At 68.6% G+C, this 17,519-nt stretch carries 3 protein-coding genes; all 3 read right to left on the bottom strand.

All coding sequences use genetic code 11. The features are described from left to right. Positions 1–142: 142 nt before the first annotated feature. A complete protein-coding gene (locus LAO51_01320) occupies positions 143–4,387 on the bottom strand; it encodes an HYR domain-containing protein (GenBank protein ID MBZ5637376.1) in 4,245 nt (1,414 codons plus the stop codon). Positions 4,388–4,845: 458 nt separating this feature from the next. After that, entirely contained in the window at positions 4,846–8,301 is a 3,456-nt protein-coding gene (locus LAO51_01315) for a carboxypeptidase-like regulatory domain-containing protein (protein ID MBZ5637375.1), read from the bottom strand. Between the two features lie 41 nt (positions 8,302–8,342). After that, entirely contained in the window at positions 8,343–17,063 is an 8,721-nt protein-coding gene (locus LAO51_01310) for a S8 family serine peptidase (protein ID MBZ5637374.1), read from the bottom strand. Between the last annotated feature and the right edge of the window lie 456 nt (positions 17,064–17,519).

The raw sequence follows: 17,519 nt of genomic DNA, 5'->3' as shown, positions 1-17,519 counted from the left end.
TGCTCGCCCGTCAATCCGGACATACCCCCAAACCCTTCAGAACCGGCCATTGCAAAAAGAAAGGCCCGCCCGGCCGTGAGGCCGGGCGGGCCGAACCAGGGGTCGTTCGGGAGAGGAGAGCCTGCCCTCCTCTCCATCGTGCCTAGTGGCAGTCTCCGTGATTGGGCTTGACCACTCTTGCCTTGCCGGCGGACTCGGTACCGTACGAGCTGTACCTCTGTCCGTTGAAGAACTGCGAGACGTAGAAGAAAACGTGTCCGGGAGCCGGGACCGCGGTGTCCTCGAACCCCATCGTCGTGTTGTCCGCGGTCGCACTGTCGATGCAGACCACGTCACCCAGATCGATGTTCGAGCCTTGGACCGTCAGGTTCGCCAGGTCGCCGCGCACCACGTCGTAGCTCTGGGCGTCGGCCACCGGGACCCACTCCATCCAGGTGCTGTGGCGGTCATTCAGGTTCAGGATCAGCGGCTCGGTCGGGTCGCTGCCCCGGTCGTGCGGCACCGAGACCATCGAGGACCCGCTCGCGGAGTGACCCGAGCTGTCGGTGACCTGATAGGTCATGGTGTAAACGCGCCCCGAGCCGTGGCCGTCGCGCTCGGCGCGGAGGTCGATCGAGAAGTCCGGGGTGCCGAGAGCGGCGCCCTGGATGTCGTTGATGGTGCTGCCGTCCCCGACGCCGTTGGCGTCATCGGGCTCGCTCGAGGTCGCCGAGGTGAGGATGACGATCGGGTTCGGATCGCAGATGTCCGTCGCGACCACCGTGTTGACGACCGAGGCCATGCTGTGGTTCGGCGGCCAGAGCACGTTCGGGTTCGAGCTGACCGAGATGGTCGGAGGCAGCGTGTCCTGGACCGTGACGGAGGTCTGGCAGGTGCCCTGGTTCCCGTAGGCGTCCGACGCCGAGTAGGTCACGATCGTCGTGCCCAGGGGGTAAGAGCCGGAGGCGTCCGCGCCGCCGGCAGTGTAGCTGTTGGTGATCGTGGCGAACTGGCCGCAGGTGCCGACTGCCGTGGCCGGAGGCACGGTGACGTTGGACGCCAGATTGCCCTGGCACTCGGAAGTGACCGGATCCGGGCAGGTAAGAACCCACGGTGAGCCCGTGCAGCCCGGCAGGCAGGTGTTCCGGTCGGGCTCGCAGACCACGGTCTGCGAGAGGTTGCCGATGACCACGTTGTCGACGCCCATCCCTCGGTAGGTGACGGACGTGTCGGAACCGGTCCTCCAGCGGAACTGGACGGTGTCGCCGAGGTTCGCGGGCACCGTGGCCGTATCCGTGGCGGTGTAGGGGACGGGGCCGCCGGTCCAGCCCAGATTCGACGCGTGGATCGGACTGCAGCCGGTCCGGTTCGTGTTGGTGGAGGCCTCCGCCGGCGTGGCGAAGTGGACCTGGGCCCAGTTGCCCGCTCCCACCTTGGCCTGGACGATCGCCTCGTCCCACTGGAACTCCATGTAGTAGGCCACGTCGAACTGGAGCGTGACGGGGCCGTTGGCGACCACGACCGGCGAGTAGACCGCCGACGACGTGTTGTTGACGTAGCTGCCGCTCCCGAACGGGCCATTGCCCTCCCAGGCGCCGTAGCCGCCGTCGCCGTTGCCGCACACCGAGCACCAGTGGAACTCTTGCGTGTACGCGGTGTTGACGCAGCTGAGGAAACCGTCGGCGATGTCGTCGTCCGGCACGGTGCTCGTCGCCCAGCCCGGATCCGCGTTGAAGTTCTGGGTCATCGTCCAGGTCCCGCCCGAGGACGGGTCGAGGTCGACGGCCAGGTCGAACGTCTGCAGCGACGGGGAGCCGTAGAAGTCGTCCCCGGTGATCACCACGATGAACCTCGCGGTGGGCGGCGACTGCCAATCGGTGCAGGCGACCGAAGACGACAGGTGGAACGTGAACCGGTCGCTCGACGGGTTCGTCGCCGACGCCCCTGCGGGCACCGTGCCGTACAGCGCCTCCGGGTCGGAGACGCAATCGACGTTGGACGTCGCGGGGAAGATCGTCACCTTGGCGTTGGTCAGGTCCGTCGCCATGTTGTTCTGGATCGTGATGTCCATGGTGACGGTCTCGTTGTTGTCCGCGTAGCCGTCGTTGTCGCCGTTGTCCGCGACCAGGGTGTTGGAGGAATAGACCACGTCCCCGGTCGCGCAGCCGACCGTGGCGGAGGCGGTGGAGGTTCCGGCCGGCGAGGCATCGGTGTAGGTGGCGGCGACCGTGTCCGTCGGCAGCACGAACAGGACGCCGTTGTTGGCGCCCGCGCCCGTGGCGGTCGACAGGGTGAGATTGCCCGAGAAGTACGGCGCAGAGCCCGTCAGCGTGACGACCTCGCTGTCGCCTGCGCCGCTCGTCACCGTGACCTGGATCGGCCCGACCGCGTCGGCGTCCGTCACGCTGAGGACAGCCGTGGACGCCGGGCAATCGTTGTAGCTCAGCCGGTCGAAGGCCACCTGGCCCACCTGGACGCCCGCGCCGCAGGAGGCGGCCTGGGCGGCGGTGTAGTACTCGTCGTACACCAGGTTGTCGTTGTCCAGCGCGATGTCGCGGTGCGTGCCGTGCGACGTGCCGATGAAGAAGAAGATGTCCACGTGCTCGTGGCCGTAGGCGAACCAGGTGTTGTCCGTGGCCAGGCCCTGGACCCCGTTGAAGGTGATCAGGAGCTGGTTGGGCGCGCCTCCCGAGCTGGGGCCGAGTCCCGGAGTGTCCGGAGTCCCGGTGTTGGCCGTCTCCCAGTTCCAGATGCCCACGTAGTCGAAGATCGTGTGGTAGTAGTAGGCCACCGCGATCGGGAACGCTCCCGCGTCGTCGCCCGTGGGGTTGGTCGGGCTGTCCCACTCGTTGTTGTAGAACGCCCCCCAGACGCCGCTGGTGTTCGAGAAGGTCTCGGTCGCGTGGTAGAAGGAGTGCCACTTCCAGATGTAGTGGTAAGGCTCGCCGTTCGGCGCGTTACCATGCAGTGCCGGCTGGAAGTTCTGCAGCATGAACGAGTCGGCGTTGTTGTTGAAGTTGTTGCCGGCGGTCGTCGCCGAGTTGCCGACCATCGCTCCCCGGTTGTTGACCGTGCTGCCGCAGATGCCGTCCGTCCGGTTCTCGCTGCCCACGGTGTTGGGGTTGCCGGCGGCGCCGGTCCAGCGCCACGGGTTGGTCGTCCCGCCGGTCACCCTCGACTCGTACCAGGGCGTCAGGGCGGTGTTGAACGGGCTGCACTGCTCCTCCCGCACGACCACGTCGTCGGCCTGGAGCATCTGCACCTGGGTCAACGTCGTGGGCGTCCCGTAACCGTCGAGAGGCGCCGTGACGTCGAAATCCAGGTTGATGCTGGTCAGTCCGGGCGTCGAGGGATCGGTGAAGAGCTGGAAGACCGCGCCGGCGACTCCTCCCGCCGGAACCGAGCCCACGTGGACCGGGTTGTTCAGGGCGGTCATGTAGGGGCCCCCGGGCCCCGAGAAGCTGACGGAGACCCATACGTCGGTCAGCGGCGTCCCCGTGTCGTTCGAGAACCCGAAGGTGTAGGCGGTGTACTCGCCGCCGTCCATGTACTGCGTGTAGAACTCGTTGACGCCCCCGTTGAAGAGGGGGCCGGTCACGGGGTCCGCGCCCGCGGAGGTGTTGTCGCAGCCGCCCGACATGATGAACCCGGCGTCCGAGACGGCCAGCGTGTCGGTCACGCTGGCGATGGCCGGGGTGCACGCGCCGTAAGTCGCGCGGATGCTCCCGCCGTTCGTCACCGTGATGCCGCTGCCGAGCTGGATCGTCCCGGAGAACACTCCGTTGGCGCCGTTGGCGCTCACGACCCTCGTATCAACGGGGGTCCCGGCGCTGTCCAGGCTGGTGATCGTGACGGAAGCCGGCGACGTGGCCGCCCCGTCCTTCACCGTTACCTGAGCGGCCTGGGAGAACGTGTACTTCGCCCTGTCGAGGACGACCCCGCAGGAGACGGCCGCGGAGACCGTGGGGACCGACTCCTGGTAGATCGCGGTGAGGCTGCCGCCGTTGATCACGGCGATGCCGCTGCCCGTCGCGATGGACCCGGTGAAGATCCCGTCGGCTCCGGCCGGGCTCAGGGTCTTCGTGTCGATGACGGCCCCCGCGCTGTCCTTGCTGACCAGCGTGACGGTCGGATCGGTGGCCGCCAGGTCGTACACCGCGAGAACGACGGTGTCGTTGCAGTTGTACTGCGTCTTGTCGAGGACGACCTCCGTGACGTCCGGTATCACCGTCTTCTTGGCTTGCACCCGACTGTCCGAGGGCAGCGGGTTCCCTTCGCCGTCGGTGATGCTCGAGACGTGCGGGGTCTTCTGCTCCGCGCGGGCCACCGGAACGATGGCGCACAGCGCGACGATGAGGCATCCGACGAGACACGTGATGCCCCATGCCTTGAGGATTCTTTCCGTCATGGATTTCCCCCCCATGGTTGATAACCGAACATTCGGTGCTTCGAATGAAAACGACATTCCACAGCTCCCAGCTTAACGGTCAAGCCCGCCTGCCCCGCGATCGACGGAACCGCGAGCGGTTTCCAACGTTAGAACTTCGACCATCCCGGAAACGGCCCGGCCGAGCCGGGCACACGTCCGCGATGGGTTGGCGGGATTTCGATCGGGACGATCTTCGAACGTCCATATGACCCCGTCCGGTAGAGACGAGCATCGCTCATACGCCGCCGACGAAAGTTTTTCTCCGCTCGATAATGCCCAGTTCATGGCCCTCCCCGACCCTTGCTTGTGATTTCATACACCAAAAAGGGCCGGGTTACAACCCAGAAAAACCAGTCTTCTGAGGGCACTTAAGACCCAGCTTGATGGCACAAAGATGCCGCTCACCCCCGTTCGCCGCTGGGACACCACGGGAGGGCTTACGGCAGGCTGACCAGCGCCGAGGCCTCCCCACCCTCCGCCACCGCGACGGGCACCGGACCGACGCCGGGGTGGCCCGGCACCGTGATGACGTAGTTCCCGGGCGACAGGAGGGGTACCAGGGTGCTGCCGTCGGCGTCCGTCGGGCGAGGAGGATTGCGGTCCGCGACGTAATCCCATCCGGGGAAGAGGGGATCGGGCCGCAGGACCACCTGGACCCCGGCCACCGATCCTCCGCTCGAGCGGACGACACGGACCCTGAGGGTCCCTCCCAGGCTGGCCTGCATCAGGATCTCGGGGCCGTTGTCCTCCGAGGGGGGCAGGACGTCCGTCAACAGCGCCGGAGCCCAGGCCACGGGGATCGCCGTGATGTTCACCGGGCCGTCGGTCGGTGCCGTGATCCTGAAGGAGCCGTTTGCGTCGGTGCGGGTCGGCAGGGAGCCCGACTCCGCGAGGCCCGGCGGCGCGACGACGACCATCGCGTCCCGGATCCCGAGCCCCTTGGGATCGACCAATCGGCCCCTCAGGGGCCACCCGGGCTCGAGGGAGAGGTCGGCCGTCGGGGTCGGCGTCTCGTCGCTCACCGCCAGCGGGTAGAGCTCGGCGGCCTGGTAGCCCTGGGCGCGGGCGGTGACGCGATAGGTCCCCTGATCGACCCCCTCCACCCGGTAGGCGCCGTCGGGACCGGATTTCGCGCTGAACGGTCTCGCGGGATCCCCTCCACTGGTGGCGTCTCTGACGGTCGTGATGGTCGCCCCCTCGATGGCGATCCCGTCCGGGCCGGTGATCCTGCCGGAGATCGAGTTCATGGGCAGGACGATGTCCTGCTGGACCTCCGGCTGGTCCGGGATCACCAGGCGCACCGAGCTCAACCCGCCGGGCGCGCCCGTCTGGACCGACGCCTGGTAGGCGCCCCCGAAATCGAGCCCGATCCGGTAGCCTCCCTCGGCGTCGGACCGGGCCGACTTGACTCCCGGCGGCGCCGTGGCGTCGGTGGGGCTCAGGACGATCGCCGTGTTGGGCAGCAGCGTGTCGCCTCTCAGGACCCGCCCGGCCAGGACGATCTTCGGCGTCGTGTCGAAGTCCAGCGTCGTCGTCTCCCCTTCGACGATGACCGCGGTTTTCGCTCCCGGTCCGACTCCACGGAACCCCCCAACGGGCTCGCGCATGACCTCGTAGGTCCCCGGGGTCAGGTACGGGAACAGGTAGCGTCCTTCCGCGTCGGTCACGGCGTTCCGGACGTCGTCTCCGACTCCCGTGTAGACCACGATCCCGGCGTCGGGCACGGGCTGCTGCTGCGCGCCGAAGACCGTCCCCGTCAGCGTTCCGCCGCGGTACATCTGCACGACGAGGTCCGGTGTCTCGCCGCCCTCCGACAGCTCGACCCGGGTGCGGGACGGAGAAAACGACGGGTGCTCGACGACCACCTGGAGCGCTCCGGCCTCGAGCCCGCCGATGACGAACGACCCGTCCCCGGCGCTCACCGCCCTTCCCAACGCGGGAGCCATCGCGTCAACGCGAAGCGCGGAAGTCTGGGGTAGATCGACGCGGACGGCCGCACCGGAAACCGGCGACCCGTCCCGGGCGGCGACGACACGGCCCCGCAGGGTCACTCCCGCCTCGAGGGTCACCGTGCCCACGTCCGTGACCTGCTCGGCCGCGACCGAAATCCCCGACTTCTCCACGGACGAGCCATGCTGGGCGGTCACGTCGAGGATGTACGTGCCGGGAGCGAGGTCGACGACCCTGAAGCCCCCCGCCGGATCCGTGCTCGCCTGCTCCCCGGCCTGGCCCGCGGGCAGGGCCGAGTCCGCGGCGCCTCCGCCGTCGGCGCGGATCTTGACCCGGAACGCGGCGGGTACGGCACCGCTCGAGGCCACCACGCGGCCGACGATGCTCCCCCCTCGCACGAGAACGAAGTCCACCGTCAGGTCGCCGGCTCTCGCGCCGTCGCGCTCGGCAGGCGCGAACCCCTTCGCGCGAACGGTCACGAGGTCGACCCGCGGCTCGACGAGGCCCGGGATCCGGTACCGTCCGTCCGCCTTCGTCCTGGCCTGGCGTGTCTTCAGGCGGTCCCCGTCGTGCCAGGCTGCCGTGACCTCGGCGCCCTCCACGGGGGCGTTGCCCGAGTCCGTGACGCGCCCGGCGAGGTCCCGCCCCTCGGCGACCACGACGGTGCCCAGGTCCGTGGTGATGCCGTTCTCGAGCTTCACGCCTTGCTTCTCGACATCGCCCCCCTCCCCGGGAAGGAGTCGCACCGTGAACGTCCCCGGCGCGAGATGTCGGACCGTGTGAAGTCCGCCCTCTCCTTCCACGATCTCGTCCCGGCTCACCGGGAGCCCGGGTGACGGTCCCTTTCGGCGACCGATCACACGAGATTCGTCGAAGATCTCCACCGCGAGGTCGTGGACGGGCCTCCTGGCCGGGTCGAGGAGCCGGACCGTGAGCGCGGCGCCCACGTCGAGCCGGATCTCAAGCTTGCCCGAGTCGCCCGCTCCCGGGACGTCGATCGGCGCGCGCTCGAAGGGGGCAAATCCCTTCATCCGGGCGATGAGGCGATACCGGCCTCGAGGAACGGCCTCGAACGCGAACGCTCCGGACGGGTCGGTAGCCACTGTCCGCAGGCCGCGCCCCGGCAGAAGCTCCGCAAGAGCCGGATCGACCGGGCTCACCTCGAGGCTCACGCCCGCGATCGGCTTCCGATCGGGCCCCACGACGCGCCCCGCGAGACGGCCGATGGCCTCGAGGAAGAACTCGAGACCCATGACCTCGCCCGTGGCCACCGAGCGGCGCTGGGGTACGGAGACGTTCTCGAGCTTACCGGGCGGCCGTCCCGCGGCCCGAGCTTCGACGGTCACGGTGCCCTGTGGAACGCCCGGGAGCTCGAATCGGCCGTCGATTCCGGAGACCGCCGTGGAGCACCCCGCCTCCCCGAAGAGCTCCGCGTCCGGGTCACGCACGAGAACCGCCACCCCCGCGATGGGCTTTCTCGTCGACCGATCCCGCACGACCCCCGAGAGCGCGAAGCCTCTCCTCAAGCTCACCGACACCGTGGAGCCGGTCTTGGCGTCGAGCTGCGTGAAGGGAGCGTACCCCCTCGCCTCGACGCGCACCGCGAAGACCGGTCCCGAGAGCCCATGGACGCTGAACGACCCATCCGCGCGCGTCTCGGCCCGAGCCGGAATCGTGACGGTGGTCGGCCGCGGCGCGGCGCCGGGCGGCGCGTCGGGCGCGAGAGGGAGGACCAGCACGACGGCTTGGTCCACGGGCTTCCCGTCGGCCCCAATCACGTAGCCGTGGATCTCGGTCCCCTTCGTGGACGCGGCCGCGGGGTGGGGCGCTGCCGTCGAATCGGCCGCCCAACCGAGGAGGAGCACGCCGAGCGCCGCCACCGCGACGCTTACCTGGGCCAGGAAAGCTCGGCGCGTCCGCGTGGCCCCGGATGCAAGCATCACGGGGTCGATGATGCTCCAGCCTGACGGCTCCCGCAACGCGATCAAGGCAAAGGGCAGGGTGACGTGTTCGGACGCTCCGCGCCGGTGCCGTACGTGCCGAGACTCGATTCCCTGCACTGGTCCATTCGCGAGACGAGGTAGTAGAAGCCGGCGCCGACCGAGGGAACCGCCGCGTCGACGGTGCTGGCGCTGCCGAGGTTGCTGGAGAAGCAGGTTTGGCCGAACGTCCACGGGCGACCGATCGTTCCCCGATACGCGTTGTACGGCCCGCCCACGTCGGTCCACGTGATCGTGGTGTCCGTGGGGTTCTTCGCCAGCCGCACGCTGCCGTCGATCTCGGGCGGCTGCGGGACGGACGTCCCCGCGCAGACGCCGGTGGCGCAAACGTCGTTGCAGGTCGTCGGGTCGGCGTCATTGCAGGCTGTGCCGTCGGTCTTGTTCGGATTGGAGCAGATGCCCGAACCCGGGTCGCAGACGCCGGCGTCGTGGCACGAGTCGAGCGGCGCGCAGACCACCGGGTTCGAGCCCGTGCAGACCCCCGACTGGCACGTGTCCGTCTGCGTACAGGCGCTGCCGTCGTTACAGGCCGTGCCGTTGGCCTTCGCGGGGTTGGAGCAGATCCCGGTGCCCGGATCGCACACCCCCGCGTCGTGACACGGATCGAGCGGCGAGCAGATCACGAAGTTCGAGCCCGTGCAAACGCCCGACTGGCACGTATCGGTCTGCGTACAGCCATTGCCGTCGTTGCAGGAGGCCCCTTCGGCCTTCGGCGGGTTGGTGCAGATCCCGGTGCCCGGGTCGCACGTCCCCGCGTCGTGGCACGGGTCGAGCGTCGAGCAAACCACCGGGTTGGACCCCACGCAAGCACCGGCCTGGCAGGTGTCCGTCTGAGTGCAACCATTGCCGTCGTCGCAGGACGTCCCGTCGGCCTTCGTCGTGGCCGCCGAGCACACGCCCGTCCCGGGATCGCACGTTCCACCGTCGTGGCACTGATCGGCCCCGCAGGTCTTGGGAGTGCCGAAGCAGCCCACGCTCCCGCAGGTCGGCAGGACGACCGAGTCGATCACCATCCCCGTCCGTCCGATGATGCTGTCCGAGCCCACGCGCCAGCGGAGCTGGATGGTCGAGCCCGTCGCCGACGCCGGCAGCGCGACGTCGATGAAGGTCCAGCCCGCGCTTCCGCTCCAGCAGTCGCGGCCGGCGAGCGGATTGCCGGTGAAGGCGTAGACCGTGTGGTCGTACCCTCCGGAGACGAAGGTCCCGCCCGCCGCGATGATGTCCTGCCAAGTGCCGGTCCCGAGCTTGATCTCCAGGACCGCGCCGTCGTACGCGAGCCAGTAATCCCACGCCGACTTCTCGAGATCGTACGCGGTCCAGAAGCTGACCGTGCCGCCGCCCCTGGCGACGAACGGCGGAGTGACCAGGGCCTTGTCGGAAACGTAGGGCGGATCGTTGGTCCAGACGGAGTTCGGCGCCGTGGCGTAGAAGCTCGCCGAAGTCTCCCAGGCCATGTCGCCGCCCTGGCCGCCGAGGAGCTCGGTCGTCCAGCCGGTCGGAAGGTCGGGAGGAGCCACGCCATCGAAGCCCTCGTTCAGCGTGGCGGGAGTGCAGGCGCAGACGTCGTCCGTCGTGCATAGGAGGCCGTCGTCGCAGGAAGCGCCGTACGCCTTCGGCGGGTCGGAGCAAATGCCGGTGGCGGGATCGCAGACTCCGGCGTCATGGCACTGGTCGAGCGGCGTGCAGGTCACCGGGTCGGAACCGACGCAAGCACCCGCCTGGCACGCGTCGGTGTGGGTGCAGGCGTTGCCGTCATTGCAAGAACTCCCGTCGGTCTTCGGCGGATTGGAACAGGCCCCGGTGCCAGGGTCGCAGACCCCGGCGTCGTGGCACGGGTCGAGCGGCGTGCAGATCACCGCGTTCGACCCCGTGCAGACGCCCGCCTGACACGTGTCCGTCCGCGTGCAGGCGTTGCCGTCGTTGCAGGACGTCCCGTCCGTTTGGGCGGTGGGCGCCGAGCACACGCCCGTCCCGGGGTCGCACGTTCCAGGATCGTGGCACGCGTCGGCGGTGCAGATCACCGGGTTCGAGCCCGTGCAGACCCCCGACTGGCACGTGTCCGTCTGCGTGCAGGCGCTCCCGTCGTTGCAGGTCGCGCCGTTGGCCTTCGCCGGGTTGGAGCAGATCCCCGTTCCCGGATCGCAAACTCCGGCGTCGTGGCATGGATCGAGCGGCGTGCAGATCACCGGATTCGACCCCGTGCAGATCCCCGCCTGACACGTGTCCGTCAACGTGCACGCGTTGCCGTCATTGCAAGATGTCCCGTCCGTCTTGGCCGTGGCCGCCGAGCACACCCCCGTTCCGGGGTCGCACGCTCCGGGGTCGTGGCACGGATCGGCCGTGCAGACCACCGGGTTCGCCCCCGTGCAGACACCCGCCTGGCACGTGTCCGTCTGGGTGCAGGCGCTGCCGTCGTTGCAGGTCGCGCCGTTGGTTTTCGCGGGGTTGGAGCAGATCCCCGTCCCCGGATCGCAGACCCCGGCGTCGTGACATTGGTCGAGCGGCGTGCAGATCACCGGGCTCGAGCCCGTGCAGACCCCCGCCTGGCACGTGTCCGTCTGCGTGCAAGCGCTTCCGTCGTTGCAGGTCGTGCCGTTGGCCTTCGCCGGGTTGGAGCAGATCCCGGTGCCCGGATCGCAGACTCCCGAGTCATGGCATGGATCGAGCGGCGTGCAGATCACCGGGTTCGACCCCGTGCAGACCCCCGCCTGGCACGTGTCCGTCTGCGTGCAGGCGTCGCCGTCGTTGCAGGACGTCCCATTGGTCTTCGGCGTGGCCGCCGAACACGCGCCCGTTCCGGGGTCGCACGCTCCGGGGTCGTGGCACGGATCGGCCGTACAGACCACCGGGTTCGTCCCCGTGCAGACGCCCGCCTGGCACGTGTCCGTCTGCGTGCACGCGTTGCCGTCGTTGCAGGTTGCGCCGTTGGCCTTCGCGGGATTGGAGCAGATCCCGGTCTGTGGATTGCAAACGCCGGCGTCATGACACGAGTCGAGGGGCGTGCAGACGAAGCCGCAGACGTCGTCGGCGGCCTGCACACCCAGGGTCGTGGCGCTCGACCCGCAGCCGTTGTTGTACCGAACGGTGTACGCGTACATCGTCCCGTTCACGGCGGTGTTGTCGACGAACGACGTGGTGCCGTAGGCGATGCCACTGGCGATCGCCGTGCCGTCCCGGAGCACGTCGTAGGTGAGGGTGCCGCCGGTGCCGCCCCAGCTGGTCGGGTCCTGGGACCAGGAGACGAGGACCCCGGTGTCCAAGGCGGGGCCGAGGTCCGACGCGGTATTGTTCGTGAGCCCGATGGGCACGGGGCAGCAACCCGGCAAGCTCGTGTTGCGCGTGGGCTCGCAGATCAGCGTCTGCTCGAGGTTGCCGACGGCCACGTCGTCGACGCCGAATCCGCCATAGGTCGTCCCGGCACCGATGGAGTCGGTGCCCAGCCTGAAGCGGAACTGGACGTTCTGGCCCGAGGTGGCGTTCACCGTCGCGGTGCTCGTCGTGGTCCAGCTCGCGCCGGCCCCGGTCCAGGCCGTGACACCCGACGCCAGCGGATCGCAGAACGACGTGGACGCCGTGAGCGGCGCCTGCGCCGGCGAGGTGAACGGGAGCCGGGCCCAGGAGCCCGATCCCACCCTGTACTGAACAAGCGCGCCGTCGTAGGTCTCCTCGGTCCGGTACGCCACGGAGAACTGCAGCGTGACGTTGCCGTTGGCGACGAAGACCGGCGAGTAGAGCGCCGACGAGGAATATCCGCTGTACTCCTGCCCGGAGGTCCCGAAAGGTCCGTTGCCGACCCAGGCCCCGTAGCCGCCACCGCCGTTGCCGCAGGCGGCGCACCAGTGGAAGTCGTTCACGTAGGCGATGCCGGCGCAGCCGGACGCGTTGTCATCGTCCGGAACCGTGCCGGTGGTCCAGCCGGGATCCGTTCCGAAGCTCTGGTTGTAGGCGTAGCTGCCGCCGTAAGCGGTCGGGTCGAGATCCAGAGGGAGGGTGAACGTCTGCAGCGTCGAGGGGGCGCTCACGCCATCCCCGGTGACGACCACGGTGAACTTCGCCGTGGGCGGGGCCTGCCAGTCGGAGCAGGCAACCGTCGGCGACACGCGGAAGATGAACCGGTCGCTCGGTCGGTTCGTCGCCGTGGCTCCCGCGGCCACGGTGCCGTAGACCGCCTGGTTGCTCGAGAAGCAGTCGATGTTTGGTGAGTCCGAGAAGATCGTCACCGTGGTGCCGGTCAGAGGCGTCGCCATGTCGTTCCGGATCGTGATGTCCATGGCGACGGTCTCGCCGTTGTCCGCGATCCCGTCGTTGTCGCCGTTGTCCGAGGCCTGGGTGCTCGACACGTAGACGACGTCGCCGCCCGCGCACTCGAGGGTGGCGGTGGCCATCGTGGTCCCGACGGGCGAGGCGTCCGTGTAGGTGGCGGTGATCGTCTCGCTGGGCAGAACGAACAGGACCCCGTTGTTGCGGCCGACCCCGGAGCGGGTCGCGAGCGAGAGGGTCCCCGAGAAGTAGGGAGCCGAGCCCGTCAGCGACACGATCTCGCTGTCGCCGGTGCCGGGGCTCGACACGGTCACCGTGACGGGTGAGGTCGCGCCGGCGTCCACCACGCTCAGGACGGCGGTGGACGACGGGCAGTCGTCGTAGGCGTACCGGTCGAACGCCACCAGACCCACCTGCCCGCTCCCGCCGCACGACGCTCCCGACTGCGCGGAGGCGTAGTACTCGTCGTACACCAGGTCGTCGTTGTCGAGAGCGATGTCGCGGTGGGTGCCGTGCGACGTGCCGTGATTGAAGAAGTAGACGTCCATGTGCTCGTGGCCGTACGCGAACCACGTGCCGATCGTGGCCTGGCCGCCCACGCTGTTGAACGTGACGATGAGCTGATTCGGGGCGCCCCCCGAGCCGGGGCCGTACGCGGGTTGGTCCGGAATTCCGGTGTTGGCCGTCTCCCAGTTCCAGGTGCCCGCGTAGTCGAAGATCGTGTGGTAGTAGTAGGCCACCGAGATCGGAAACTCCGCCGCCTGGTCGCCCGACGGGTGGGTCGGACTGTTCCACTGATCGTTGTAGAACGCCCCCCACACGCCCCCCACGTTGGAGACGGTCTCCGACGCGTGGTAGAAGGAATGCCACTTCCAGGCGTAGTAGTAGGGCTGTCCGTTGGCCGCGGTCCCCCTGAGCGCCGGCTGGAAATTCGTGAGCAGGAACGAGTCGGCGTTGTTGTTGAAGTTGTTGCCGGAGGTGGTGGATGAGTTGCCCACCATCATGCCGGCGTTCGCGACGCTGCTGCTGCAGATTCCGTCGGTCCGATTTTCGCTGCCCACGGTGGCGGGCTGGGACGCGCTACCGGTCCAACGCCACGGGTTGGTCGTGGCCGCGCCGACGACCGACTCGTACCAGCTCGAAGAGAGCGGGTTCGTGTCGAACGTGTTGCACTGCGTCTGCCGCGCGACGACGTCGTCGGCCTGGAGGAGCCGCGTCTGGGTCAGGCGCTTCGGCACGGTGAATCCGTCCGCCGGGGACGTGACGTCGAAGTCCATGTTGACCGGGGTCAGGCCGACGGTGGAGGGGTCCGTGTAGACCTCGAACACCGCGCCTCTCAGGCCGTGTGCGGGGACCGTACCCACGTGGATGTCGTTGTTGAGCGCGGTCATCTTGGAGGCACCGGCCCCCGAGAAGCTGAGGTGCACGCGCACGTCCGTCAGCCCGGCCTCCGTCGGGTTCACGAAGCCGATCGTGTAGCTGCTGTACTCGCCGGCGTCCATGTACTTGGTGTAGTACTCGTTGACTCCGCCGTTGAACATGGGGCCGGTGAAGGGGTCGGTCCCGGCGGCGTCGTTGTCGCAGCCGCCTTGGATGACGTACCCGCCGTCCGCCACCGCGGCCTGACACGCGACGGCCGCGACCGCCGGAGCGACCGATCCGTAGGTCGCGGTGAGGCTCCCTCCGTCGGCCACGGCGATGCCGCTGCCGCCGGTCGCGAGGGTCCCGGTGAAGACGCCGCCGGAGCCGGTGCACGACACGGTCTTCGTGTCGACGACCGCCTGGGCGCCGTCCTTGCTGGTGAGCGTGACGGAGACCGGCGAGGTCGCCCCCGAGTCGTCGACCGTGACCCTCACCGTGTCGGAGCAGGTGTACTCCCCCTTGTTCAGGGAAACCTGCGCCACGCCCTGACTCGCGACGTCCCCGGCGACCACCAGGGAGTAGGTCATGCCGCCCGGATCGTTGTAGCCGATCACGTCGACCCGAACGGTCCCGGAGGAGGGAAGTCCGTGCGCCGCGTCGAGGAAGACGCCCTCGGTCGGGTTGGTATGATCCCGGGTCGCGGCGGAGGCCGTACTCCACCCGCTCGAGAAGTTGTTCCCCCAGTACTCGCTCGAGCCGATCGTGACCTCGAGGTCGCAGTCCTTCTGGAGGGTGTTCCCCGCCGCGTCGTAGTAGGTCATCATGATCCGCAGCGGGATGCCGTTGCCGTTGATCGTGTAGTAGAAGGTCCTGGTGCTCCCGTCGCCCAGGGCGTCGCCGTTCTGGACCCAGAGGAACGGCGCGCCGCTCCCGAGGTGAAGGACCGCCGGGAGATTGGCCCGGCCGTAGCCGACGTCGCTGCCGTAACGCTTCGAGATCGTGATGCTGTCGGTCGGATACGCGGTCGTCCCCATGTCCTCGCCCGAGGCGAGGATCATCGCCTTGACCAGCGAGCCCACGGGGTCGATGGCATTGGCCGGTACGGCCGCACCGGTCGGATAGTATCCGGCGAGGAAGTAATCGCGAACGAGGGCGGCGAGTCCCGCCGCGTCCGGAGCCGAGAACGAGGTGCCTCCGGACTTGCTACCGTTCGTCCAATCCCAGTACACGGACTTCGTCGAGTCGGTCTGGCACATCGCGTGAGGCCGCTCACCCGCCTCGAGCTCCCCGCCGATCTTCTCGAGGTTCGCCATGTAGGCCAGGATGTCGGGCTTGATGCGGCCGGAGGTCGAGACGGGTCCCCGCCCCGAGCCCAGGTCGAGGCTGCCGGAGCACGCGGCGTTTCCGTCCCACCCGCAGTCCTCGAAGAGACGGTCGGGGCTCGAAGGATCGGTGCCGCCCACGGAGATCGCGTTCTTCGCCGTCGAGGGGGAGCCGATGGTCCCCCCACCCGTGACGCCACCGTTTCCGGCCGCCACCGTCACCACCATACCGGGGTTGTCGTAGATGGCGGTGTCGAGGTTGCTGGCGGTGGTGTCGTAGGTGGGCGACGACGTGCCCCACGAGTGGGTCTGGATGAAAGAGCCCTTCCCGATGGAGGCGGTGATCGAGGGCCCGAGGTCGGTGGGTGCGTTGATGGAACCCGCCGAGGTCCCGATGTCCTGGAAATAGACCTTCGCGTTCGGGGCGATGCCGATGTCGTAGTAGGTGGCGGGGGTGTGCGTCGTGTCCGGATTCGCCCCCATGTTGGAGATCGATCCCACCGCGTGCTGCGCCGTCCAGGTCCCATGCCCCCCATCGGCGGAGGCGTAGCTCGTCACGCACACGTCGCCGCCGTACTCGTCGTAGCCGACGACTTTCCTGTGGGAGGTCCCCACCGTTCCGGGCTCGGACGTGTCCTGGGCGAAATGCTCGGCGTTGGTGTTGAGGCCCGTGTCCATCACGGTGACGATCTGGGCCGTGCCGCTCGCGTCGCCCCTGAGCCCGACGTTCCAGAGCTTCCAGCCCGTGAGCGTGTTCGTGGTGAACACGCCGTCGTTCTGCAGGAGCACCGGCACCACGGTCGGCGAGGTGGACGACGCCAGGAGGTGCGCATAGGTCTTCTCGGAGATCCACCTCACCCCCGGGATCATGGCGAGGTCGGGCACGGCCTCGGGGGCGGTCTCCGCCAAGACCACGGTCAGCTCCGCGTTGGAGACGATTTGCTCCGGCCGCGGGAAGATGCCCAGGCGTCCAAGGGAGTCCAGGACCTCTCCGAGGTCCGCACCCCTGTGGAGGGTCAGCTCGAGAGCCCACGGTCGCATCGCGCCCGTGGCCTGATCGTAGGCCACGTCCACCGGGATCAGCTCCTGGCCGATACGCGGGCTGATCTTGTATGCCGGATGGTAATCGCCCACGAACGTCACGAACGGCAGTTCCTTGACGGCCGCGACGGCCCGGGACGGGATCTCGGCGATGTAGGTATTGATGTTGACGTACTCGCCGAGGACCGCGCCGGCGGCCTCGAGAGCATCCACCTGCGACTGATCGCGGGTGAACCCGTCGATCTTGACGAGGTAAAAGCCGTTCTCACGGGCGAGCTGGCTCCCCTCCTCGAGCACGAGGTCCGCCGGCATCTGCGCCAGCGCGGCGCGAGGGGCCTTCACGTCCAGCGTGGCGACGCCGTTGACCAGGATCTCATCCTCGGCCAGGGCCTCGGCACGCTTGCCGACCCCGTTATATGGAGGAAGGGGGGTCTTGTACGGCCACCAACCCTGGCCCCGCTGGACCTCCGGCGTGCGGGGCCCGCCCGCGATCCCCCAACGGGCGGACGTCGACGAGCCCGCCGATTCCTCCCGGTCCACCGGGTTGCCTTCCCCATCGGTGACCGCGCTCACCCCTGCCAGGGTGGGCGGTCCACCCGGTCGATTCTCCCCCTGGGGCGGATCCGCGGCGAGGGTGGCCGAAACGACGACGAGAGCCGCGACAGCGCAGCGGATCCAGCGCGCGCTGCCCCACGTCTCGAGAACGGTCGTTGCCGTCACTGGCGTGCCCCCTCGAGTCGAATCAAGACTTCCGACCGTCGTGCGTTCCTTGCCTGACCGAGGAGCCCGAAAACCCGCAGAGAAACCTCATCCCGCACTGCACGGGACGACGGGCATTCTTCGTGCCAAACCTTCCGCGCTTCCGATACGACCCGTGGAGGCAGGCTCCCGCGAGGCGCGTGGTGATGGCCGTCGAGATACGACCGAACGAAAGCCGGCGACGTGCGACACGGCGACCCATCGTGACGGCGGCGAGCAAGTTTCCGCGAATAAGCTCTGTAGCAGCCATGCCCCCTCGCGATGGTGCGACCTTCATCTATACGGTGCTCGAAGGCCACCGGCAACGGCGGAGTCCGACATCCTTCAGGCTCAGGACGACCATTCCACGGGATCAAGTTCCGCGTCTTCTGACCTTTAGCCGTTCCGTGGCGTGAAAGACCGGTCCACGAGCAGGGT

The organism is Terriglobia bacterium (assembly GCA_020073205.1).
Taxonomy (GTDB): domain Bacteria; phylum Acidobacteriota; class Polarisedimenticolia; order Polarisedimenticolales; family JAIQFR01; genus JAIQFR01.
This window is presented reverse-complemented; position numbering and strand designations above follow the sequence as displayed.

Excerpts from the sequence above, each read along its gene's own strand:
- LAO51_01320 (MBZ5637376.1), bottom strand. The coding sequence starts at position 4,387 with ATGACGGAAAGAATCCTCAAGGCATGGGGCATCACGTGTCTCGTCGGA.